Source organism: Vibrio sp. 9-16B-A1 (assembly GCF_056726165.1).
Genome location: NZ_JBSDZD010000005.1, coordinates 124,154 through 146,424, shown reverse-complemented (window position 1 = coordinate 146,424; position 22,271 = coordinate 124,154). Strand labels below are relative to the sequence as shown.

At 52.8% G+C, this 22,271-nt stretch carries 21 protein-coding genes; 10 read left to right on the top strand and 11 right to left on the bottom strand.

Annotation, left to right across the window (positions count from 1 at the left end):
- Window positions 1–25: 25 nt before the first annotated feature.
- The 5 genes from ACVB80_RS10245 to ACVB80_RS10225 form a co-directional block, all read right to left on the bottom strand.
- Window positions 26–2,374 (bottom strand): fatty acid cis/trans isomerase, encoded by a 2,349-nt coding sequence (locus ACVB80_RS10245; RefSeq protein WP_481081189.1) that lies wholly within the window; start codon window positions 2,372–2,374, stop codon window positions 26–28.
- 82 nt (window positions 2,375–2,456) lie between these two features.
- Complete coding sequence (locus ACVB80_RS10240) at window positions 2,457–2,819, bottom strand: hypothetical protein (protein WP_481081188.1); 363 nt, start codon at window positions 2,817–2,819, stop codon at window positions 2,457–2,459.
- Window positions 2,820–3,061: 242 nt separating this feature from the next.
- Window positions 3,062–4,201: an N-acetylglucosamine-6-phosphate deacetylase gene (gene nagA, locus ACVB80_RS10235; protein ID WP_481081187.1), complete on the bottom strand. Its 1,140-nt coding sequence runs from the start codon at window positions 4,199–4,201 to the stop codon at window positions 3,062–3,064.
- Window positions 4,198–5,073 (bottom strand): N-acetylmannosamine kinase, encoded by an 876-nt coding sequence (locus ACVB80_RS10230; RefSeq protein ID WP_481081186.1) that lies wholly within the window; start codon window positions 5,071–5,073, stop codon window positions 4,198–4,200. The genes nagA and ACVB80_RS10230 overlap by 4 nt, the downstream gene beginning before the upstream one ends.
- Window positions 5,054–5,770 (bottom strand): putative N-acetylmannosamine-6-phosphate 2-epimerase, encoded by a 717-nt coding sequence (locus tag ACVB80_RS10225; protein WP_481081185.1) that lies wholly within the window; start codon window positions 5,768–5,770, stop codon window positions 5,054–5,056. Before ACVB80_RS10225 ends, ACVB80_RS10230 begins: the two co-directional genes overlap by 20 nt.
- 235 nt (window positions 5,771–6,005) lie before the next feature.
- Between ACVB80_RS10225 and ACVB80_RS10220 the strand changes: the two genes are divergently transcribed.
- From ACVB80_RS10220 to ACVB80_RS10185, 8 genes are all read left to right on the top strand, one after another.
- Window positions 6,006–6,971 (top strand): sialic acid TRAP transporter substrate-binding protein SiaP, encoded by a 966-nt coding sequence (locus tag ACVB80_RS10220; protein WP_481081184.1) that lies wholly within the window; start codon window positions 6,006–6,008, stop codon window positions 6,969–6,971.
- A 69-nt stretch (window positions 6,972–7,040) separates the two neighbouring features.
- Window positions 7,041–7,562, top strand: coding sequence for a TRAP transporter small permease (locus ACVB80_RS10215; protein WP_481081360.1), 522 nt, complete (start codon window positions 7,041–7,043; stop codon window positions 7,560–7,562).
- Window positions 7,563–7,571: 9 nt separating this feature from the next.
- A complete protein-coding gene (siaM, locus tag ACVB80_RS10210) occupies window positions 7,572–8,855 on the top strand; it encodes a sialic acid TRAP transporter large permease SiaM (protein ID WP_481081183.1) in 1,284 nt (427 codons plus the stop codon).
- Window positions 8,856–8,914: 59 nt separating this feature from the next.
- Window positions 8,915–9,805 (top strand): dihydrodipicolinate synthase family protein, encoded by an 891-nt coding sequence (locus tag ACVB80_RS10205; protein WP_481081182.1) that lies wholly within the window; start codon window positions 8,915–8,917, stop codon window positions 9,803–9,805.
- A 139-nt stretch (window positions 9,806–9,944) separates the two neighbouring features.
- Window positions 9,945–10,781, top strand: coding sequence for a MurR/RpiR family transcriptional regulator (locus ACVB80_RS10200; protein WP_481081181.1), 837 nt, complete (start codon window positions 9,945–9,947; stop codon window positions 10,779–10,781).
- 220 nt (window positions 10,782–11,001) lie between these two features.
- Window positions 11,002–12,189: an N-acetylneuraminate epimerase gene (locus ACVB80_RS10195; protein WP_481081180.1), complete on the top strand. Its 1,188-nt coding sequence runs from the start codon at window positions 11,002–11,004 to the stop codon at window positions 12,187–12,189.
- Between the two features lie 12 nt (window positions 12,190–12,201).
- On the top strand, window positions 12,202–13,263 hold the full coding sequence (locus tag ACVB80_RS10190; RefSeq protein WP_481081179.1) for a YjhT family mutarotase: 1,062 nt from the start codon (window positions 12,202–12,204) through the stop codon (window positions 13,261–13,263).
- 137 nt (window positions 13,264–13,400) lie between these two features.
- Window positions 13,401–15,164, top strand: coding sequence for an exo-alpha-sialidase (locus ACVB80_RS10185; RefSeq protein WP_481081178.1), 1,764 nt, complete (start codon window positions 13,401–13,403; stop codon window positions 15,162–15,164).
- Between the two features lie 31 nt (window positions 15,165–15,195).
- On the opposite strand, the gene ACVB80_RS10180 is transcribed toward ACVB80_RS10185, so the two are convergent.
- A complete protein-coding gene (locus ACVB80_RS10180) occupies window positions 15,196–15,762 on the bottom strand; it encodes a hypothetical protein (protein WP_481081177.1) in 567 nt (188 codons plus the stop codon).
- A gap of 277 nt (window positions 15,763–16,039) precedes the next feature.
- Between ACVB80_RS10180 and ACVB80_RS10175 the strand changes: the two genes are divergently transcribed.
- Both ACVB80_RS10175 and ACVB80_RS10170 read left to right on the top strand, forming a co-directional pair.
- The gene (locus ACVB80_RS10175; RefSeq protein WP_481081176.1) at window positions 16,040–16,918 is read left to right on the top strand and encodes a helix-turn-helix domain-containing protein; all 879 of its coding nucleotides are present in this window, start codon (window positions 16,040–16,042) and stop codon (window positions 16,916–16,918) included.
- Window positions 16,919–17,015: 97 nt separating this feature from the next.
- On the top strand, window positions 17,016–17,876 hold the full coding sequence (locus ACVB80_RS10170) for a nuclear transport factor 2 family protein (protein ID WP_481081175.1): 861 nt from the start codon (window positions 17,016–17,018) through the stop codon (window positions 17,874–17,876).
- Between the two features lie 73 nt (window positions 17,877–17,949).
- Here ACVB80_RS10170 and ACVB80_RS10165 read toward each other — a convergent pair whose 3' ends face one another.
- From ACVB80_RS10165 to ACVB80_RS10145, 5 genes are all read right to left on the bottom strand, one after another.
- Entirely contained in the window at window positions 17,950–18,747 is a 798-nt protein-coding gene (locus ACVB80_RS10165) for an ATP adenylyltransferase family protein (protein WP_481081174.1), read from the bottom strand.
- A gap of 4 nt (window positions 18,748–18,751) precedes the next feature.
- On the bottom strand, window positions 18,752–19,027 hold the full coding sequence (locus ACVB80_RS10160; RefSeq protein ID WP_481081173.1) for a GNAT family N-acetyltransferase: 276 nt from the start codon (window positions 19,025–19,027) through the stop codon (window positions 18,752–18,754).
- 70 nt (window positions 19,028–19,097) lie between these two features.
- Window positions 19,098–20,009, bottom strand: coding sequence for an FUSC family protein (locus ACVB80_RS10155; protein WP_481081172.1), 912 nt, complete (start codon window positions 20,007–20,009; stop codon window positions 19,098–19,100).
- Between the two features lie 141 nt (window positions 20,010–20,150).
- Window positions 20,151–21,158 (bottom strand): low-specificity L-threonine aldolase, encoded by a 1,008-nt coding sequence (gene ltaE, locus ACVB80_RS10150; protein WP_481081171.1) that lies wholly within the window; start codon window positions 21,156–21,158, stop codon window positions 20,151–20,153.
- Between the two features lie 69 nt (window positions 21,159–21,227).
- Complete coding sequence (locus ACVB80_RS10145) at window positions 21,228–22,136, bottom strand: LysR family transcriptional regulator (protein WP_481081170.1); 909 nt, start codon at window positions 22,134–22,136, stop codon at window positions 21,228–21,230.
- Between the last annotated feature and the right edge of the window lie 135 nt (window positions 22,137–22,271).

The following is a 22,271-nucleotide window of genomic DNA, read 5'->3' as shown; positions in this document are numbered from 1 at the left end:
TTGATTTAAGTTTTTCGGCCTGGCTTTACCGGTTCTCAAACCGGTTATAGTCCAGTAAGCCATACTCAACCGGCTGATCCTGCTGATACCATTTATGGACCCGGTCACTGAATGACCAGAAGTCCGGAGAGCTGCGGCGCACTGCAAAGCGGTCGAGCAGTTCGACGTAGTCATCCTCGTCTTCCATGGTTCTCAGGCGCTGAACCAGTTCCGGGATCTGCGCTTCTTTCAGGGACAGGAAAGCCGCCGGGTAGCTGCCGACAACGCCGCGGACCAGGGTCAGGTCATCATTTTCCGGATCCCGGTTACTCTCCTCATCAAACAGGCTGGAGATGTTGGAGTGCGAATTATTATGCAGCAGAGTAAACAGCTGATCCTGCCCGCTTTCTGATTCGATCATCAGCATCACGATTTGCGGGATCGGCAACAGGCCTTCACCACGGATGCTGTCGATATAGCGCAGTGCAGCTTCGTTTTCCGGCTTCAGGCCGGTTTGTTCAATAGCGTAGCGGTTGCTCAACACCGGAGACAGCTGGGTTTTCAGAATATCAAACAGTTCGGCTTTGTAATGGCGACTCTGATAATGCACTCCGGTCGGCTGATCAAATGGCTTAACATTGCGCTGCAGGAAACTGCTCAGCTGTGGGCTCTGATCCTGATACCAGCCGGAAAGCTCCTGATGGCGCATGTGTTTTGGCAACAGGGCGACAAAGTTGCTTTCCCCTTCCAGGCGCAGGAAGTCCATGTACATTCGGGTCATCAGCTGGTGGCCGAAGTTACCGTACACGTCAAAACCTGCCACCAGCAGGTAGTGAATGCGTTCGAGCAGGGCGTAGTCCAGCACCCAGGCGGTTTTCGGTGGCTTGCCGACAAGGCCCTGCACAACCGATGCACTGTCAAAATGGCGGAACACGGTCAGGGCCGCATTGGGATTGGTGCCGTTGCCGGTCCAGATGACATCTGTGGTCAGGTGCTCACCATTTTTAAACCACTGGTTAAGGAACTCTGATTTGGCTTCCTGATAACGCGCCTGCTGGCGGGAATAGCCCAGCCACTGGGTGACCGGCAGCACGTTACTTTCCAGTTCGCCCGGCAGTTTCAGGTTCTCTGCCTGGCTGCGGTAAAACTCATTCACCTCTGGAATATCTGCTTTTTCCGGGTCGAGGAAGAAAACCCAGAAGCGGTCGTTTATTACGTTTAACGCCAGCTGGCCGCGGCATACCGGGCCTTTGATGAAGGACATAATGGTGTTCTGGGCGTCTTCGAGCAGAAAGCTGAAACGCGATTTTACCGGCAGGCTGCTGAATGCACTCATTGGATTAGCCGCGACATCGGCTTTATAGCCGGGCAGCTCAGTGACCTGATAATCCGCATCAATAAACCAGCTGCGCCACTGTGTCAGGCGCGCATCAGTCAGCGCGTATGGCATGTGGGTTTTGTCGACGGTTGAAGCCTGCTCAGGGATAAGGCGGTAGTAAACCCGCTCAACACCCGGGTCATCATAAGGGCGGCGGGTGGCAATGCGTTTAACCGGCTGACCGGGAGGGGTCGCCGAGCGCACCAGGGTAAAGAAGCGTGTTTTCTCCGGCAGCTCTGCAAAATAGAGATGGGACAGGAACAGGTGCTCGTAGATGTAACGGGCAGCGAGCTGGTTTTTCAGGCTGTTACCGTTAAGCAGGGCTTCATAGCGGTGGATTCTCGCTTGCTGGGCTTTTGTAACCGGGATTGGATCATTCATTACTGCACCGTTTTCCAGCCACAGCATCAGGGTCTGATATTCTTTCTGGTCCAGATTTGGCATTCCGTAAGGCATACCCCAGGTCGGGTATTCGGCTTCGTATTCGGCGTAGGTTTCAATCGTCGGGCACTGCTGTTCCCGGTCGATGGAGAAATCAAAACCCTCCAGCTGAACGTCATCCGGCAGCGGGTGCTGCTCTTTTTGCAGCAGCATGCGGGCAACCAGTCCGGCTTCCAGGTTGGCTTCAGGCAGTTGTGCCCGTTCATTCAGCACCGGGTGAAAACCGATATCACGCCATTCCTGAGTGGTTTGGGCGTCTTCAAAAAGGCGGGTTGGATTCGTCGCGGTCAGGCGGGTGCCTTCATAGACCAGCGCCGGATTGGCGCCACGGTCAATCCCTTCAACAGAGGAGAGCTTGAGCTGGCAGGGAGCATCGTAACAGGCGTGACACACCACGCAGCGGTTATCGATGACAGGTTTCACCTCATCGATAAAGAAATCAGACTGGGCAGAATGCAGTGGTGCCCGGCGTTCACGCACTTCCGGGGTACCAAAAAGCTGATCGTAATTGAGTCCGGCATAAGTCGCACAGCCAGCAAACAGAGTAACCAGCCCCGCGATAATCAGGTTACGCATAATGATTCTTCTTATTATAAATTATTGGTTATATTGAAATTAAAGCAGACGGGCCGGGTTTTACCAAGTCAGAACCTGGTGATTATTGATTTCCTGCGCATGTTTTGACAGCTTCGAAAGCCGGCTCTTTGGTCAGGCCGAACGTATTATTATAGACCTTTACCTGGCTGCCGTCGTCCATGTCTTCAATATCGGCCAGGTAGCTCAGGGTACCAGAGATATACAGCGAGACCGTATGGCCGTTTTCGGTTGGACGGTAGTTAACCACCGGGCTGCTGCCGGTGGTCGAAAGGTTCTCCCATCCTTCAGAGATACACATTGCCAGATGCTCTGAGTTGTCTTGTGCAGACAGGTCAAGACTCGGGGCCGATTCTCTCAGCGCGTTCGGCGTGACAGAACAGGCAGATAATAATGCAACCAGCATCAGTGGCAGAAGCTTTTTCACTTGGTGATCTCTTATCAGGAATTTCGGGAAAGTGGCGTATTAGACCGGAGTTGAGAAGGACAAGCAACCACTAATATTCATCGATTATGTAATAGCCTGTATTAATTGAGTGAAAAGTGTTCTGTCAGAAGCGGGTATAATGCAGGGGGGCAGGGGACTGTCTCCTGGTATGAAGGAGCCAGACCTGAAAGAGGACAAATACCGGTTTTTATCCTCTTTTCATCATTGTCTGGCACATTCGCTTATTGAGTATTGAACAGTTGTCCGTTAACAACCACCCCCAGGCTGCGATACTCTGGTGTGAGTATGGTGGCTGAAGCCCGGAACCCGGTTTTCAGCTGACCGAGTTCATGCTCACCCAGCGCCAGCGCCGGGTAGGTAGAGGCCATTTTCAGTGCTTCTGCTTCATCAATGCCCCATTCGATCGCTTTTGCGACAGACTGATCCATGCCGATATGAGCTCCTGCGAGGCTGCCGGCTGCATTGACCAGCCTGTTGTCTTTAACTGAGATGGTCTCGCCGTTCAGCACAAACGAATCGCTCTCACAACCGACGGTCGCCATCGCATCGGTGACGATAATCAGTTTGCCTTCTGGTTTGGCGCGGTGGGCCAGAAGCACGCTCTGAGGTGCCACGTGGATACCATCTGTGATGATCGAGCACCAGGCGTGATCGGTCATCAGCGCAGTGCCGACTACGCCGGGCTCGCGTCCCTGAAGGGGAGACATGGCGTTATAGAGGTGGGTAAAGCCGTTTACCCTCTCCAGTGCATCTGTAAGCTGGGTTGCTTCTGCGTTACTGTGGCCGCAGGAGACGATAACACCGTTGTTATTCAGCCACTCCAGGGCAGCGCTGCTGACGGTTTCCGGCGCGAGCGTAACCAGGGTCTTACCCAGGGTCAGCCATGGCATGGTTTTGAGCTCTTCGGGGGACGGATCGTAAAACAGCTCCGGATTGTGAGCGCCTTTTCGCTCCGGGTTGAGCCATGGGCCTTCGAGGTGAACGCCCAGGATACCGGGGATCTTATCGCGCAGCGCAGCTTCAGCGGCGTTCAGTGCCCTGTTCAGCTGCTCCGGAGTATCGCTGATAAGCGTAGGCAGAAGCCAGGCAGTGCCATGTTTGCGGTGCGCTCTGCAGATAGTGTCGATACCTTCAACATCCGTCTGCTGGTTAAACATCACGCCGCCACCGCCATTTACCTGGAGGTCAATAAAGCCGGGAACGATGGTCGCGCCGGGATAGTCAATGCGCTCTGTTTCCGGGCTGAGTGATTCTGTGGGTATCAGCCCTTTGATACGGTCACTCTCCCACACCAGCGCTTTTCCGGTATGAAAGGCTTCACCATCAAAGATCCGCGCAGCGGTCAGTGCTTTTAAACTCATCGTTCCTCACCTGCTTTAAACTGGAATGCCGCGCCGAGCAGGCAGGCATCGTAATCACCCCGGGCCGGAACAATGGTAACCTGAAATGTTTTGGGTGCAGCGCTGATATGCCGGCTTACCCGCTCAAGATAGCCTTCTGCGAGCCCTACGCCGCCACCAAGTACCACGATATCCAGATCCAGGCTGGCTTTCAGGTTGCAGCATAAAGTTGCAATTGCTTTGGCGCTGCGCTCGATCACTGCGTTTGATTTGGAGCAATGACCGGCCCTGGCAAACAGTTCGATATTGGAAATTCCATCTTTGACTTCATTTTGGGCGGCTTTGTTTATTGCGGTGCCGGAGGCAATGGCTTCCACGCAGCCGGTCTGTCCGCAACCGCATTGCGGGCCATTGATATCGATAACGGTGTGGCCGATATGACCGGCCAGATTTCCGCGGCCTTTATGCAGCTGATCGTTAAGTACCAGTCCGCCACCCACGCCGGTCGATACGGTGAGGTAGGCCATGTTGCTGCATTCATCACTCAGCGCCAGATATTCGAACCATGCTGCGGCCTGGGCGTCGTTAAGCATTTCAACCGGTTTACCCGTCTGCTCAGCGATGGCGTGATGGAGCGGGAAAGGTGCAGGAAACGCCAGGGTATCGGGGTTGATCGCGCTGATCCCCTCCGGGGTCACCAGACCTGTTGTGGAGATCCCGATGCGATCCACTTCATCCAGCCATTCGCTGCACTGAGCCAGGATCTCTTCGGCAAAATGGCCTGCTGAACGGGCAGTTGGCGTTGGCATCTGCCTGCGCTCTGCGATGGTGTCATTTTTGATTAAGCCAACGGCAATTTTAGTGCCGCCAATATCAATGGCTAAAGTGCTCATTGCGTACTCCTGCCGCCTGAGTGGCTGAGTTAAACCAGTTGGTGACGACTTCCATGCGTGTGATGGCGGAGCCGACGGTAACCGCCACAGCACCCGCTTCGATGGCCTGAGCTGCCAGTTCCGGGGTGTTGTAACGTCCTTCTGCCATAGTAAAGAATCCTTTCTGAGAAAACTGTTTTACCAGTTGCAGATCCGGCTCAACCGGCTCTTCTCCCCCAACATAACCAGACAGGGTAGAACCAATGACCTGAATACCCTGACTGCTGGCCCAGGCACCGTCTTCAAAGCAACTGCAGTCTGCCATACCAAAACAACCGGAGTGTTTGATGGCATCGGCAATGCGTTCACGCGTTTCCGGGCGGACACGGTCTGTCGCGTCAAAAGCGATGATGGTGGCGCCTGCATTCGCGAGATCATCCACGTCAGATGCAAAAGGGGTAATGCGTACCGGACTGTCCGCCAGGTCACGTTTCACGATACCTATGATAGGTACACTAACTGCAGCGGCCACGGCGGCTACGTTGGAGACACCTTCAATTCTCAGCGCTTTGGCGCCAGCCTGTTCGGCGGCGACCGCCATGGCAACGATGAATTCGGTTTTTTCCAATGGGCTTCCGGTAACAGGCTGAATGGATACAACCGTCTGGCCGGTTAATGAGGATCTCAGTTCATCAATAGTTAAGTTATTAGCTCTCACAATGGGCCTCTTTCTTTATGAGTAGTTCCCGTGAAGTGGCAGTTTGGCTTGCTGCTACAGCTCATCAGTTTGTCCGGGGTAAGGGCCGGGTAACTGATAATTTGCTCACGATCACATTTATATAAACGTCGATTTGAAAATAATCTTCGCTGACATAATAATCCATAACGAAGATTTTTTTCAAACGAAATAAAAACTTTTTTTGAAAGTGGTGAAACACGTAAAAGGGAACAATATGAAAGCCATGAATAAGATTACCTTCGCTATGCTGACTCTGGGATGTGCTGTATCTGTACAGGCGGCAACGACACTTAAAATGGGTATGCAGGGTTCAGTCGGTTCGATTGAGTACACCTCTGCTCAGGTACTGGCGGACACCATAGAAGAGCTGAGTAACGGCGAGCTGAAACTGGCGCTCTATCCAAGCGCTCAGTTGGGTGATGACCGCGCAATGCTGCAACAGCTCTCAATGGGCGACCTGGATATCACTTATGCAGAGTTTGGCCGTATGGGGCTTTGGATCCCACGCGCTGAGGCGGTAACACTGCCTTACGTTGCCCGCGACTTTGACCATCTGCGCCGTATGTTTGAGTCAGATTTTGGTATGGGTATCCGTGACGAGATGCTGACCAAGTTTAACTGGCGTGCGCTGGATACCTGGTACTACGGTACCCGTGAAACCACCTCTAACCGTCCGCTTAACTCTATTACAGACTTTAAAGGCCTGAAGCTTCGCGTACCAAATGCCAAGCCGAACCTGAATTTCGCCAAGCTGTCCGGTGCGTCACCAACGCCGATGGCATTCTCAGAAGTGTACCTGGCGCTGCAGACCAATGCGGTAGACGGTCAGGAGAACCCGCTTCCAACCATCAAGACCATGAAATTCTATGAAGTGCAGGGCAACCTGGCGATGACTAACCACATCGTTAACGATCAGATGGTTCTTATCGCTGAGTCAACCTGGCAGAAACTGTCTGATGCAGAGAAAGAGATCGTAAACAAAGCCGTCGCGAAAGCGGGCGACGCGAACAACTCTCTGGTAAGAAAGCAGGAAGCTGAGCTTATCGCCTTCTTTGAGAAAGAAGGGGTGAACGTGACCTATCCGGATCTGGCACCATTCCGTGAAGCGATGCAGCCGCTGTACAAAGACTTCGAGAAGAAGATTGGCCAGCCAATCATCGCAAAACTGGCAGCGATGTAATCACTTCAGTCCAGCTTTCGCTAGTTTGAACTGAAGCAGACCAACCTGGCTGGCCACTTGTGGCCAGCCCTGGAGCCGAGCATGTTACGCAAGATTTTTAATAATATTGAAGAGATCATCACAGTGCCGCTGATGGCGATCCTGCTGGGGGTACTGACCTGGCAGATCGGCACCCGCTGGTTGCTTAACGATCCTTCCCTTTGGAGTGAAGAACTCGCCAGGGTTCTTTTTATGTATATGTCGTTAATTGGCTGTGCGATTGCAATTAAACGCAGTACGCACGTCAACATTACCTTTTTCTCTGACAAGTTGCCGGAGAAAGCGAGATTGCTGCTGGTACTCTCTCTTGAGCTGGCGGTACTGGTTTCAATTTTTGCCATTATCTGGCTGGGGTATCAGCACGTTCAGCGCACCGCTTTTTTTGAACTGATCACCCTTGAGATCTCCGCTAAATGGATGAACTACAGCCTGCCGCTGGGCGGCGTATTTATGGTGGTTCGCCAGATTGAAAAAATGATTGGCATAGTGGGTGAGTTTCGCCGCTGTGGTCAGTCGCAGTCCGCTCACTCAACTCAGGTCGCACAGAGGTAGGAAGTAACCATGGCAGGTTCAATTTTTGGCTGGCTGGGGCTGTTATTCGCCGGCATGCCAGTAGGATTTTCGCTGATTTTTGTCGCACTGGTTTTTCTGGTGCTCACTAACAGCACAGGCATTAACTTTGCTGCTCAGCAGATGCTGGGTGGTATCAATAACTTTACGCTTCTGGCTGTACCGTTTTTCGTACTGACCGGGCACCTGATGAACAGCGCGGGTATTACTGAGCGTATCTTTAATTTTGCCAAGTCTATGGTCGGTCACGTTACCGGCAGCCTTGGTCACGTTAATATCATGGCCAGTCTGCTGTTTTCCGGTATGTCTGGTTCAGCACTGGCAGACGCAGGCGGTCTTGGCCAGCTTGAGATAAAGTCGATGCGTGATGCCAAGTATCACGATGACTTTGCCGGTGGCCTGACTGCGGCATCGTGCATTATCGGTCCGCTGGTGCCGCCTTCGGTGCCGCTGGTTATTTATGGCGTAGTGTCTAACACCTCTATCGGTGCGCTGTTTCTGGCCGGTGCGGTTCCGGGCATTCTGTGTTGTGTCGCCCTGATGGTGATGAGCTACTTTATCTGTAAAAAACGCGGTTACATGACGCTGCCAAAAGCAACCCGTCGCGAGCAGGCCAAGTCGTTTAAAGAAGCGTTTTTGTCGCTGCTGACGCCGGTGATCATTATCGGCGGGATTTTCTCGGGCAAGTTCACCCCGACTGAAGCGGCAGTAGTTTCTTCTCTGTACGCGCTGTTCCTGGGCACCGTGGTCTACAAACAGCTGACTCTGTCAGGCTTTGTGGAGATCCTCAAAGAAACCGTTAACACCACCGCTGTTGTTGCTCTGATGGTAATGGGTGTAACCGTATTTGGCTGGATTGTCGCGCGTGAGCAACTGCCTCAGATGCTGGCGGACTACTTCCTGACCATCAGTGATAACCCTCTGGTTCTGCTGTTACTTATTAACCTGCTGCTGCTGTTCCTGGGGACCTTTATTGAGTCACTGGCACTGCTGTTGCTTCTGGTTCCGTTCCTGGTGCCGGTTGCGTCTGCGGTAGGCATCGACCCGGTTCACTTTGGGGTAATGGCTATTCTTAACCTGATGATCGGTATTCTGACTCCGCCTATGGGTATGGCTCTGTACGTGGTATCCCGTGTTGGTGATATTCCGTTCCATACCCTGACCAAAGGCGTTATCCCGCTGCTGGTGCCACTGTTTATCGTGCTGGCGTTGGTTGCTGTATTCCCTCAGTTCACTTTGCTTCTGCCGGAGATCTTCCTGGGCTACGGACAATAAAACTTAACAGGCCGGGCAACACAGCCCGGCCACAAACAACACACTACAGGTAATAAATGATGAAAAAACTGACCGGATTAATTGCTGCGCCGCATACTCCGTTTGACGCAAACAACAAAGTTAACTTTGCAGCGATTGACCAGATCGCAGAGTTGCTTGTTGCGCAGGGCGTAAAAGGGGCTTATGTGTGCGGTACGACCGGCGAAGGTATCCACTGTTCGGTGGAAGAGCGTAAAGCGATTGCTGAGCGCTGGGTAAAAGCGTCGGATGGTAAACTGGATCTTATCCTGCACACCGGTGCGCTGAGTATCATCGATACCCTTGAGCTGACCCGTCACGCTGAGACACTCGATATTCTGGCCACTTCTGCAATCGGCCCTTGCTTCTTTAAGCCGGGCAGCGTGGACGACCTGGTAGAGTACTGCGCTCAGATTGCTGAGGCGGCGCCGTCAAAAGGGTTTTACTACTACCACTCTGGCATGTCTGGTGTGAATCTGGATCTGGAGCAGTTCCTGATCAAAGGTGAGCAGCGTATTCCAAACCTTTCCGGTGCCAAGTTCAACAACATGGACCTTTATGAGTATCAGCGTTGTGTGCGTGTTTCCGGTGGCAAGTTTGATGTACCTTTCGGTGTGGATGAGTTTCTGCCAGCCGGCCTTGCTGTTGGCGCGGTGGGCGCAGTAGGCAGTACTTATAACTACGCGGCTCCGCTGTACCTGAAGATCATTGAGGCGTTTAACCAGGGCAAGCACGAAGAAGTGAACGCTCTGATGGATAAAGTCATCGCTATCATCCGCGTGTTGGTGGAGTATGGCGGCGTAGCAGCCGGTAAAGCGGCGATGCAGCTTCACGGCATTGACGCTGGTGACCCGCGTCTTCCTATCCGCCCGCTGACTGCCGCGCAAAAAGCAGATGTGCTGGCTAAGATGCGTGATGCCGACTTTCTGTAAGCTGCAAAACCTGTAGTAAAGCGTTCAGGGGAGTCAGCTCCCCTGACTTTCACAAACGGGCGCAGATCCGTTTTAAGTATCCAAATCTCCCTGATTTTGATACTTTTACATCAGCAAATCATATTAAAAAGAGGCCATTGTGAGTTCACCAAGAAATCTACTTGTCCGGTTGCGCTCGAATATGGAGCCCCTGAGTAAAAAACTGAGACTGGTCGCCGATTATGTTTTAGAAAATGCTCATGACGTTCAGTTTCAGACCATTACCGACCTTGCCCGCAATACACAGACCAGTGAAGCGACCGTGGTGCGCTTATGCCGGGATATGGGTTTTAAAGGCTATTCCGATTTTCGTATGGCGCTGGCTGTCGAGCTCAGCCAGACTTCCGCTCAGACCGCGTCAGAGATTGAAGGCGATATTTGTGACGTCTCAGCGCAGAGCGCGGTAGACAGCCTGCAGGATACCGCCAAGCTTATCGACCGCAAGTCCCTGCGCAGGGTAGTGGAGCTGGTACACAAAGCTTCTTTCATCGGTTGTGTTGGCGTTGGTGCGTCGAGCATTGTGGGGCGTTATTTGTCTTACCGGCTGATCCGTATCGGCAAGAAAGCGATCATGTTTGAAGATACGCATCTGGCATCGATGAATGCTTCCCGTTGCAGCGAAGGGGATCTGTGGTTTGCTGTGTCGAGTTCGGGTTCGACCAAAGAGGTGATTCACGCCGCGAATCAGGCATATAAGCGCGGTATTCCGGTCGTCTCGCTGACCAATATTAATCACAGCCCGCTTTCCGCCACCTCTAATGAAATGCTGGTGGCGGCAAGGCCGGAAGGGCCGCTGACCGGTGGCGCCTTTGCATCCAAAGTGGGGGCCCTTTTGCTGGTAGACGTGCTTATCAACAGTCTGCTGGAGGCTTACCCTGAGTACACCGAATCTGTCCATGAAACGGCGGAAGTCGTGATGCCGCTGATGACCAGCTAAGCGCTGTTTTACAACTGAACTTCGCATATCAGGCGGACTTGCCTGATGTGTAACTATTTGAATTTTAAGCCCGTATGGATATTGCGGGCTTTTCTTTATTTATAGGTAAAAATTATTTTTATTGTTAACTTGATCAAAGATAAATTTCTCCATTGATCAATAATAAGAGCGAATTTTAAACAATAAGGGTGGAACACCACCCGTATAAGGACATAAGAAAATGAACACTCGCTCTCCGCATATCTCTGCACCTTTGCTTGTAAAACATGGGCTTGCAAAAACAGCGCTTGCTGCCGCTCTGGTTCTTTCTTTTAACGCTTCTGCTGCCCAGCAGTGGCCGGATCTTCCGGTCGGGGTAAAAAGTGGTATCAGCGCTCAGGTTGGTTCAAAGATCTATGTTGGTCTGGGCTCTGCCGGTAACGCGTTCTATATGCTCGATACCTCGGCGCCTCAGAAAGGCTGGCAGAAGCAGGCTGATTTTATCGGCCCGGCCCGCAGTGGTGCGACCGCTTCTGTCGTCGAAGGTGATATCTATGTTTTTGGTGGCTCCGGTAAAACCAAAGCCAGCGACATCTCGCCGGTGCTGTTTGACAGCGTGTACCGCTATGACTCAGAGACCAACCGATGGTCTCAGGCCAATACCAAAACACCGACAGGGCTGCTTGGCGCGGCTTCTTATTCGCCGGACGGGAAGCATATCCTGTTCTTTGGTGGCTACAACAAGGGCTACTTCGACAAGTACCTGTCAGATATCAATACTACCGACAAGAAGACCCAGCCAAAAGCCTGGCAGAAGATTGTCGATGACTACATGGGCATGCCGCCACTCGATTATAAATGGAACCGCAGAGTGCTGAGCTTTAAGCCTGAAACCGGCAAGTGGAGCGACCTTGGTTTGTCTCCTTATCTGCCAAACTGTGGCTCGGCGCTGGTTGCTAATGGCCGCCAGGCCACCCTGGTCAGCGGGGAGATAAAACCGGGCCTGAGAACTGCGGAGGTGAAGCAGTACCAGTATGGCCTGCCTCAGCCATGGCAAAGCCTGCACTCCCTCCCTGCGCCAATGAACGCCCCGGTTCAGGAAGGTGTCGCGGGCGCCTATGCAGGCTGGAGTAACGGCGCGCTGATTGTAGCTGGCGGTGCAAACTTCCATGGCGCGAAGTCCGCATTTGAGAGCGGCAATATGTTTGCTCACAACGGCTTTGGTAAGGCATTCAATCCGGAGATTTACGTTCAGCGTAAAGGGCTGTGGAGCCAGGTCAACAATCTGCCTGAAGGTCTGGCCTATGGCGCTTCGTTCTCTGCGAAAAACGGTGTTCTGATCGCCGGTGGTGAGAAAGCTGACCGCAGTGCGAGTAAGAAAGTGTATCTGCTGGCCTGGAACGGTCAGTCAGTCGATATTCAGGATTAAGCGGGAGTTGTCATGCCACTGCAGTTAACCAAATTAGCATCACTACCGACCGGGCTTAAAAACGGAGTTGGGGGAAAACTTGGCAGCCGGCTTTATGCCGGGCTGGGCAGCGCAGGGAAGCGTTTCTTTTTTCTCGACCTGAACACGCCTGATCCGCAATGGGAAGAAGCGCCGGAGTTTCCCGGGGTGGCGAGAAATGACGCTGCGTTTGCGGTGGCAGGACAAAAGCTCTGGGTATTCTCCGGCGCAGGTCAGAACGAGGGTGATTCTCACGCGACGGTGCTCAATGAAGTCTGGTGTTTCGACTCTGCCACCGGGCAGTGGAGCCAGGCCGATACCGCGCCTCCGGTCGGCTTTCTTGGCGCGAGTGCCTGCGAAGTTCAGCCTGGCAGAATTGCCCTGTTCGGTGGTTACTGCAAGGAAACGTTCGATAGTTTTGTCGCTGAGATTTCTGCACAGGAGGTAAGCGATGACCCGCAGAAACGTCAGGCCGTGCTGACAGAGTTTATGTCACGCTGGCCGGGAGAGTACGGCTGGAGCCGGGATATCTGGTGTCTGGATACCGAAACCCTGAGCTGGCAGTTGCTGCGGGACAACCCGTTTGAGCCGAACTGCGGTGCGGCGCTTATCCGGGACAAACATAAGGTTGTGTTGGTCGAGGGTGAGATAAAACCCGGGCTGAGAAGTCTGCAGACCAAGCAGTTTACCTTTCACTCCCTGAGCGATATCGAGCCGTCCCTGCTGCTGCCTCTCTGTGATGCAGAGCCGGAACACGAAGGGATCGCCGGTGGTTTTGCCGGGATGATTGACGGAGATTATCTGGTCGCCGGAGGGGCGTATTTCATCGGCAGTCAGGCCCGTTTCCGTGAGGGTAAATGCTACAGCCACCAGGGGCTGACCAAACACTACAGCGACAATATCTGGCGCTGTGGTGAGCAGGGCTGGCAACCTGCCGGGAGCCTGCCCTGCGGTATGGCGTACGGCCTGTCGGTCAGCGCGGATAATCAGATCTACATACTGGGAGGTGAAGACCAGCAGGGTAATGCATTTGCAAGCTGTTATGTCATGAAATGAGTGTTGTTTCATCCCCCCTATAGAAACCAAACACTTAACCAATACATACACATAGGCCCCGTATCTCTGTCTGATACGGGTGCCTGCTTGCACCTTCAGTTTGCTGTCGGGGTGCGAAAAACAACAAGGAGAATAACGTGAAGAAAGCAATCTTAACCGCGACTGGCCTGACGTGTGGCCTGGTCGCTGCTGTCAGTCTGGCTTTGCCTGCACCGGCATACGCCGTTGCGCCGAATGTCCGTGATGTAGTGGTATTTAAAGGTGGCGATGGTGGAAGTAGTCACTACCGTATTCCGTCTATTGTGGTGGCCGCAGACGGCTCTCTGGTCGCTTTTGCTGAAGGGCGCGGCCGCTCCGGAGACCCGGGTCAGGGTCACCCGACCAGCATCAAGAGCCGCCGTTCAACCGATAATGGCGTGACCTGGAGTGACTATCAGCCGATTCACGAAAACAGCGATGAAGCGTGTTCCGATCCGCGTCCTTTCCTGGATAAAACCACTGGACGGTTGTTTGTCTTCTACACCAAGTGGGATATCGACTGTGCGCAAAACGGCAGCTGCGTTCCTTTTGATGATCCAAACCATAAGTTGCTCTATCGCACCAGTGACGACAATGGCCAGACCTGGTCAGCGCCGGTTGATGTTCTTGGCCAGGTGAAAGATGTCAACTGGATGGCTAGCGGTACCAACACCAGTAATGGCCGGGCAACCTGGTCGGTGACACCGACTCAGAGCCAGATCAGCAGCGCGGCCAGCGATGGCTGGGCACTGGCCTGGAACTCCCGGGTAGCTGAGGGCGCGTGTAATGTTCAGTACTATGGCAATGGCAGCAAACGTTTCCTGGCTGACCTGAGAGTGAACAGCGACCAGTCTGTGACTGCGGTGCTTTATGCAGACGGCGGCAACCTGGAATTGCCGCTCGGTTATGATGTATCCGGTTACCACGACTACCGGATTGTTGGCAGTGGCAGCAGCGCCAGTTTCTATGTAGATGGTGTGCCGGTGGCCAGCAACTGGGCTGGCCAGTCACACAGCAGTAAAACCGTGACCTGGGGTAATGGCTGCTCATCGACTTCCGGCGCTTCTGCTTACCATACAATTGATTTCACCATAGGTGGCGCATCTCAGGCGGGCTTTGACGCCAGCCTGATGGAGCGGGTCAACGGGGATGTGATTAATCATCCGGCAGAGCAGGGCTGGACAGTCACCAGTGCCAACGGTGGTAAAGGCGACCCGGGCTGGAAGAGTATTAATGCTGGCCCAGGCCAGGGCATTCAGTTGACTAACGGCCGCCTGATTTTCCCGGCGATTGTTCTGGATGCGTTCAGCCAGCTGTCGGTTGTTTCTATTTACAGCGATGACCATGGCGTTACCTGGCACGCTGGTAAGCAGACACCGACTTACTGGCACGAGCCAAGTGAAGCAGATATGGTTGAGTTGCGCGACGGGCGCCTGCTGATGTCAGCCCGCAATGATGGTGTGACAGGCACCGGCAACTTCAACCGCTATCACTTTATCAGTGAAGATAAAGGGCTGAGCTGGGAGATGGTGATCGAGGACCGCAACTCGGTCAATGGCGCGCTGTTCTTCAAACTGGACCAGGTGGATATTGGTCTGCTCCGCTATGGCGATAACCGGGTACTGATGTCCGGGCCGCAGGGAGTGAACGCAGTCAGTTCAGACCGTAATGACCTGGCGATATGGAGCGCAGTGGAAGATGGGGCGGGTAACTATAACTTTACCCAGCGCACCCAGTTCCGTGACGGCTACAGTGCTTACTCAGACCTGATAGAGATGCCACACAAAGGCTCATCCGGAAACGAAGATATCGGCGTTATTTATGAAGCCGAGTCGAGCACCGAAATTCGCTTTATGGTGATAGATATCGACGAGGTAAATTAACCAACCCGGGGGGAGCTGTTTGCTCCCCTGATTATTTTTCGCATGTCGCCAGTTCATGTTTGGCGGCATCGTCTGCGGCTTCTTTAGCCAGGCCGGTGACCGCAGTCTCCGGTTTAAAATAGAGTACTTTGTAATCGTTGGCCAGAATCTTCCAGTACCGTCTAGAAAAGCTGTAGTAGAGCCGACAACAGGCATGAACGGTGAGGATAAGGGAAACAGCGATCAGCACCAGCTTAATCCATTGAAAACTGCCAATCAGATCATTGGTGATAATCAGATACAGGGCAAACAGGTAGATTGGCAGCGAGGGTAGTGAGTACACCACGGGCACCATTTGTCTTTGTCTGGAGTCGATTTTTTGCAACCGGCTGCCGACAACGGGTCTCTGGCGGTGGTTGAAGCCCAGCTGTCTTGTCAGGACCACATCGATATAGACCTGAAGTTTGGCCATTTCAAACATCGACCAGTTCAGTGAATAGATAACGCTGGGCACCAGATATATCAGCAGGTAGAGCTTGGGCATCTCGTCTGTTGCCAGAATATCTACTCCTGACAGAAAACTGAAATAGAGCACACAGCTTCCCAGCCAGAAGCTCATTCCTGTTCTGATCCTCTCCAGTAAGAGCTGATAAGTGTTTTGGTAATCAAGTTTTATCAGTTCTGAGTCCATAGCATCCTTGCCCGCTGATTTTAAGTGAAGTGCCAGTATAAACCCTGCCAGACTTTATAAAACCATTCATAAAGACGGTTGAGAGTGACACCACACATCAGACTTTGACAGTGAAGAGCGCACTGGTTGTCATCAATTTAACTGCTTGATAATAAAGCGCTGTCTCCACTACACTTATGATAAATATCAGCACCCGGATCGCGCAATGGAACTCCCGAATATTGGCTTTAACTTAAACAAAACTAACCAGGCGGAGTTTGAGATCATGGAGTTGTCCGAGCTTTGGCAACGGAGCAAGGAACACCATGATCCGGAGCAGCCGCACCGGGTGAAATTCTTCCTGTTTCTGTTTATCGAGCAGGGAGAGGGCATCCACATGGTGGACTTTAAGCCGTATAAGTTTGGACCGGGCTCAATGTTGTTTATTCAGCGCGAGCAGGTGCATTCGTTCGATTTTTCTTCCCGGCCCCAGGGGAAGATGATGCTGTTTACCCAGGCTTTTCTGGACCGGGTTCACGCTAACATGCGTCTGCCTAACTACACACCGACCCACCTGAACCGACATCACAGCCCGCTGTTGCAGCTCGACAGTGAAAATGACCAGCGCTGCCAGACCCTGATAAAGGAAATGCGCGCCGAGATCGCACATGAAGAGTCTGACCCGCTGATCGTCATGTATCTGTTTTCGGCACTCGCGCTGGTGCTGCACCGGCTGCGGCCTGAGCTTCGCCATGACAAGTTATCAGAATCCCAGAGCGTCAAACTGGCCCGCTTTATCGAGGCCATGCAGGAAAGCTTTCAGCAGTTCCGGGATGCCAACTGGTACGCCGGCCAGCTTGGCACTACCTACAAAACCCTCAATCAGGTCTGTAAGCTTTCCACCGGCCAGACCGCCAAGCAGATGATCGATGCTTATACCATTGTCGAGATGAAGCGCAGGCTGGTGGTCAACTACACTTCTTCCCAGCAGATGGCCTATGAGTTTGGTTTTGAAGACGTAAGTAACTTTGTTAAGTACTTCAAAAAGCAGACAGGCTGCACTCCGGGCCAATTCCAGAAAGAATACATGACCACTGTTTTATAAGCCGGTTCGATATTTACCATTTTCCGGCGTAAATCCACTCTGCTCATGTCCTGCACAGTTCCATAAACTTGTCCTCAAACAATATGAGGACACAACAATGACTAAACTATCTGCACTTTCCCGTACCCTTTTAGCCCTTGGTGTGGCAGGCCTGGCGGCTTGCTCAGCGGTTGAGTCCCCGGACTCCCTGACCAACAAAGAGAAAGCCGTAGCAGTGATTTCAAGCATCGAAACCGGCGATGCCGAAGCGGTTTCGTTTATTAATCCGGACAAGTACATCCAGCACAACCTGGCCGTTGCGGACGGACTGGAAGGTTTTGGTGAAGTGATGTCTCACCTGCCAGAAGGCAGCGCAAAAGCGCGGGTAAAACGTGCCCTGCAGGATGGCGAGTACGTGGTTACCCACACTGAATACGATTTCTTTGGCCCGAAAGCCGGCTTTGACGTGTTCCGTTTTGAAAACGGAAAGATTGTCGAGCACTGGGATAACCTTCAGGAACTGAGCGGTAAGAACCCAAGTGGCCGAACTCAGCTTGATGGCCCGACAAAAATTACCGATCTGGACAAGACTGAGCAGAACAAAGCTCTGGTAGAAGATTTCGTCAACACGATTCTGATGGGTGGCGATATGTCGCAAATCGGCCGCTTTATCGGCCCGGAAGACGGTGATTACCTGCAGCACAACGTTGCAGTGGCAGATGGCCTGAGTGGTCTTGGTGAAGCTTTGCAGGCACTGGCAGATCAGAACATGCCAATGGTGTATACCGAAAACCATAAGATCCTGGGTGAGGGCAACTTTGTTCTGTCCATCAGCGAAGGCCAGTTTATGAATCAGCACGTTGCCTTTTACGACCTGTTCCGGGTGGAAAACGGAATGCTGGTGGAACACTGGGATACCATTGAAGCGATCCCGGCACGCTCAGAGTGGAAGAACGACAACGGTAAGTTTGGTTTCTGATTGTTACTCATATCAAAACAGGAAAAGGGACGTTGAATCGTCCCTTTTTTTAGTATCTGTTCTGCTGAGAATGTCAGTCTGCGCTGCAGCATGCTCCCAAAAATCTCAGCACACCAAACTGCTTCAGCCACTCCAGTTGCTCCACTTTTTTGACCAGGAAGCGGCCGCTGAAGTTGATCCCGTTGGCGTAGACCTGATTCACCTGATTGGTCACTCTTGGCACCAGTAGCATCCAGCGGCTGGTCAGCAGCAGGTTGTACGGCTGACACTCCTCACCGAGCAGGCCAAGCTGCGTCATCCACTCCAGGTAGGTTTGATACAGTTCCTGCGGATTGAGCCCGTCCAGCTTTATCAGCCGGTGTTCAAATGGCAGTTCGCCGGACAAAATGGCTGTTTCCAGTGGCAGGGCACTTTTTATCAGCTGCATGTGGCGGTGGGGCTGGCTGGCTCCGGCCATTAACCCGCCGTTGAAAAAGCCGAACACCTCTTCCGGATTTTCACCAAACGCTTCCACCCAGGCCTGCAAGTCTGCCAGCTCTAACGGCGCGGTCTGCTCTGCGTACTCTTTGGTGCAGATCAGCAGGTGGGGAGAGATCACCGGGAACTTGTTGAGCAGGCAGACGTGCTGGTCCCCGACATCGGCCACGTACATTTCCGGCTCATATGGCAAAAACGGATTGCGGGCGGGCGCTTTGGGGGCGTTTTTGTCGAACTGGCGCATAATGGGTTTTTTGCGCATATTCGGCGAAACCACATGCCCGAGGCAGTCGATACCATCGCTGATAAAATTGATGGCTTCGGTGGCTACCGGGGCCAGTGCGCCGCTTTGCAGTGCTTTCTCTGTTACCAGCTGAGCTTGTTTCCACAACATTGCATTACTCCGCCAGCAGGTGGTGCCAGTTTTCGTGTTTGGTCATGTAGTGCTTAACGTAGCTGCACTCGGGGATGATTTTGTATCCCAGTTTTTCGGCTTCCGGGAGGAAGGCTTCCATCATCGCCGAGCCTTTTCCCTGGCCGCGCAGGCTCTCCGGTACAGAAGAGTGATCGACTACCATAACTCCGTCTTCCAGACGGTATGTGATGCGGGCCCATTCGCCCGGAACCAGTTCAATACGAAACTCGTGATTGTCGCTGTTGTGAATGACAGTCATAACGCTCTCCTTAACTTATGTCTTTTCCATTGTGAACGAAAAAAACGGGATCAGCCAGCGGATCATAGGCTTAGGTCTGAGAGTCACCCGCTTTGTAGAGCCTGCTCAGGCAAAACGACAGAGCACTGACGTGCTGACTGAGCTGCTGATTCAGCCACAGGTAACCGCACTGGCTGAGGTTATCCAGCTTATCGGGAGTCGTTTCCTCCAGCATATCCTGAGCCAGAAACTGCTGAACCTGACCTTTTCCAACCTGCAGGCTGAGCTGGCTGATGGAGTGAAACAGTCGCCCGGTGACATTGAGTATTTCCTGAGACTGGGGAGGCCATTCGGTAGTGACCAGATTCTCAATGATGCTCAGTACCCGTCGCTCGGAAATCACGATATCGGTGATGATCTGGCCGTCGCCTTTCCACTCTTTTTGTGCATGTGGTGTCAGGCTTCGTTGTTTGGCCAGGTTGCGGCTGAGCAGTTTGAGGTTGTAGTCGATTTTATCCTGGCAGCGCACCAGTTCATGGCTGTGGAGCAGGTAGTAGTCACTGCTCAGCTGAAGAAACTCTTCTATCAGCATCTGCAGGTGAACCATGGCCCGGGAGGGGAAAAACAACCGGCTGCACAGCCAGGTGATAAGCGTGCCCAACAGCACGTTCAGCAATCGCCATTCTGCTACCTGCAGGTCGCCAGGTCCGGTACCGGCAACCAGCACCAGGGTGATCCCGGCCAGAATGGCTGCGTAGGAGTGCCGCCCGGCGACAAATACCATACAGGCCGCAATCAGCCCCAGCAGTAGGGTATCGTGCAGCAGCGGCTGGTTAATTGGCAGCAGGTAAAGGGTGAAACCCATGGCTGCACCAATCAGGGTACCAATAAGCCGCTGGTTGGCTTTGGTCAGTACGGAGCCCAGGTAAGACACTGGCCCCATCACCACGATAATGGTGATCAGTGACCAACTGGCATGAGGAATACTGAAAAGATGGATCACAGCCAGCGCGATGGCGCAGGCGAGAACTACCCTAAACAGGTGAAACCAGCGCTGGTGGCGGATGATCCACTGATCCGATAAAAGTTGTTTTGAAAAGAACATAACGACAAAAAAAGGAGCCTTACGGCCCCTGATACTTACTTATACTTCGGCCCGGATGGCCGCAATTAATTGATCAATATCTTCCCGGGAAACATCAAGATGGGTCACAAACCGCATCGGACGGGAAGGGGAAACCAGTATACCCTGCTCTTTAAGGTGGGAGCAAAGTGCCTGTACATCGATGCTCTCATCCACACGGGCGAACACAATGTTGGTCTGTATGTGAGCGGTATTGACCTCAAAGCCCCGGAGCTCTGTCAGTTTTTCTGCCAGGTAGCGGGCATTGGCGTGGTCTTCGCTCAGTCTGGCGGTGTTTTCGGTCAGGGCAATCTTGCCTGCCGCTGCCAGAATGCCAGCCTGGCGCATACCGCCACCCAGCATTTTACGAATACGGCGCGCTTTTTGAATAAACTCAGCGGTGCCCAGCAGCAGTGAGCCCACCGGAGCGCCGAGGCCTTTTGACAGACAGATGGTCATTGAGTCGAAGTGACGTGAGATCTCGGTAATATCGACATCCAGCGCCGCAGCCGCGTTATATACCCTTGCACCATCAAGGTGAAGTTGCAGGCCGTTATCATCGGCAAACTTTCTCGCTTCTGCCAGATACTCCAGAGGCAGGACTTTACCATTGATGGTGTTTTCCAGGCTCAGCAGTTTAGTGCGGGCAAAGTGAAAATCGTCTGGCTTGATCGCAGCTTTCAGCTTTTTAAAACAGAGTGAGCCATCTTTTTCATTTTCAACCGGCTGAGGCTGAATGGAGCCCAGCACGGCTGCGCCACCGGCTTCAAACTTATAGTTGTGTGCCTGCTGGCCGCACAGGTACTCGTCACCACGTTCACAATGACTCATCAGGCCCAGCAGGTTCGCCTGGGTGCCGGAGGTGGTAAACAGCGCGGCTTCAAATCCGTGGCGCTCAGCCGCCCACAGTTCCAGTTCATTGACCGTTGGGTCATCACCGTATACGTCATCCCCTACCGGCGCTTTCGCCATAGCCTCACGCATCTTGTTATCAGGCCGGGTAACAGTGTCGGAACGAAAATCTATCATGCTTCCTCCTTGTGTTGTGCCGCATTAGCCTGACATGAAAAGTGCGGTGTGAATAGTAAATTCTTTACATCATAAACTCTGAGAGAGCTGCTGCATTATATCTGTCAGGGCGAGATGACTCTCAGAGGTTTCCCGGCGATGGGTATAGATTCCCACGATTCCGCGCGGGTACTGCTGAACGGTTTCCAGCGTAGTCAGGCCAAAACTTTCGAGATAGGCCTTAAGGTGGTGGGGATAGGGCATAATCGCGTTGCTCTCCCTGGCAAGCTCGATACTGGCCAGAAGCGAGTCGACTTCATAGGTGATCCTTTCATCTAGTTTCTGTTTGCGTCTTTCATTCAGCTTGGGTTCGGGGGTGTCGAGTAAATGGGCGTACTTCTCCGAGTCATAGGTAACAGCTATAAGCGGGTACTCACTCACCTCTGCCTCACTGACCTGATTTCCGCAAAGTGGATGGGAGGGGCTGACAAACAGCGCATCCTGAGTTTTAAGCAGCGGAATAAAAGTTACGTCGCATTTACCGGACAGGCCACCAATCTCATGACCAACAAACAGTTCAATCTGTTCATTGATCAGAGAGTCCATCAGAGCCAGGTGGTTACCAAACTCAACGTGTATTGAACTCGCCGGCATCGCTTTTCTGTGCTCTTTCAGCGCCTGGCTGACAAACAGGCTCCACCAGGCATCACCGGTCCCCAGGCGAATTTTCCCTGACTGACACTGCTTGCGCTGCTCCACTTTCTGCAGCATCTGATGGTACTCGTGCTGCATCGCGCTGGTGTGTTTACAGAGGATGTTACCGTACTCGGTTAAAAGCATGCCTTCAGCCCGGCGCTCAAACAGGGTAACTCCGAGCTCTTTTTCCAGCTTCTTAATGTTGGCGGTAATGGTGGGCTGGCTCAGTTGGCTGACTCTGGCAGCAGCGCTGACACTTTGCAGTCTCGCGACCAGAAGAAATTGTTGCAGGGTTTTATCCATCTTTATGAGCCCGTATCCAAAAGGCTTATTCTGCCCTCTTCATGTGGCTGTTCACAGAGTGGCAAATTGATATTGCGCTTTGATACCTGAAAAGCTTGAGTATTCTCACGTCTGGTTATGATGGTATTGAAATTT

Excerpts from the sequence above, each read along its gene's own strand:
- ACVB80_RS10230 (WP_481081186.1), bottom strand. The coding sequence starts at position 5,073 with ATGAGCACTTTAGCCATTGATATTGGCGGCACTAAAATTGCCGTTGGC.
- siaM (WP_481081183.1), top strand. The coding sequence starts at position 7,572 with ATGGCAGGTTCAATTTTTGGCTGGCTGGGGCTGTTATTCGCCGGCATG.
- ACVB80_RS10160 (WP_481081173.1), bottom strand. The coding sequence starts at position 19,027 with ATGACTGTCATTCACAACAGCGACAATCACGAGTTTCGTATTGAACTG.
- ACVB80_RS10195 (WP_481081180.1), top strand. The coding sequence starts at position 11,002 with ATGAACACTCGCTCTCCGCATATCTCTGCACCTTTGCTTGTAAAACAT.
- ACVB80_RS10165 (WP_481081174.1), bottom strand. The coding sequence starts at position 18,747 with ATGTTGTGGAAACAAGCTCAGCTGGTAACAGAGAAAGCACTGCAAAGC.
- ACVB80_RS10175 (WP_481081176.1), top strand. The coding sequence starts at position 16,040 with ATGGAACTCCCGAATATTGGCTTTAACTTAAACAAAACTAACCAGGCG.
- ACVB80_RS10170 (WP_481081175.1), top strand. The coding sequence starts at position 17,016 with ATGACTAAACTATCTGCACTTTCCCGTACCCTTTTAGCCCTTGGTGTG.
- ACVB80_RS10190 (WP_481081179.1), top strand. The coding sequence starts at position 12,202 with ATGCCACTGCAGTTAACCAAATTAGCATCACTACCGACCGGGCTTAAA.
- ACVB80_RS10180 (WP_481081177.1), bottom strand. The coding sequence starts at position 15,762 with ATGAGCTTCTGGCTGGGAAGCTGTGTGCTCTATTTCAGTTTTCTGTCA.
- ACVB80_RS10145 (WP_481081170.1), bottom strand. The coding sequence starts at position 22,136 with ATGGATAAAACCCTGCAACAATTTCTTCTGGTCGCGAGACTGCAAAGT.
- ACVB80_RS10245 (WP_481081189.1), bottom strand. The coding sequence starts at position 2,374 with ATGCGTAACCTGATTATCGCGGGGCTGGTTACTCTGTTTGCTGGCTGT.
- ACVB80_RS10205 (WP_481081182.1), top strand. The coding sequence starts at position 8,915 with ATGAAAAAACTGACCGGATTAATTGCTGCGCCGCATACTCCGTTTGAC.
- ltaE (WP_481081171.1), bottom strand. The coding sequence starts at position 21,158 with ATGATAGATTTTCGTTCCGACACTGTTACCCGGCCTGATAACAAGATG.
- ACVB80_RS10220 (WP_481081184.1), top strand. The coding sequence starts at position 6,006 with ATGAAAGCCATGAATAAGATTACCTTCGCTATGCTGACTCTGGGATGT.
- nagA (WP_481081187.1), bottom strand. The coding sequence starts at position 4,201 with ATGAGTTTAAAAGCACTGACCGCTGCGCGGATCTTTGATGGTGAAGCC.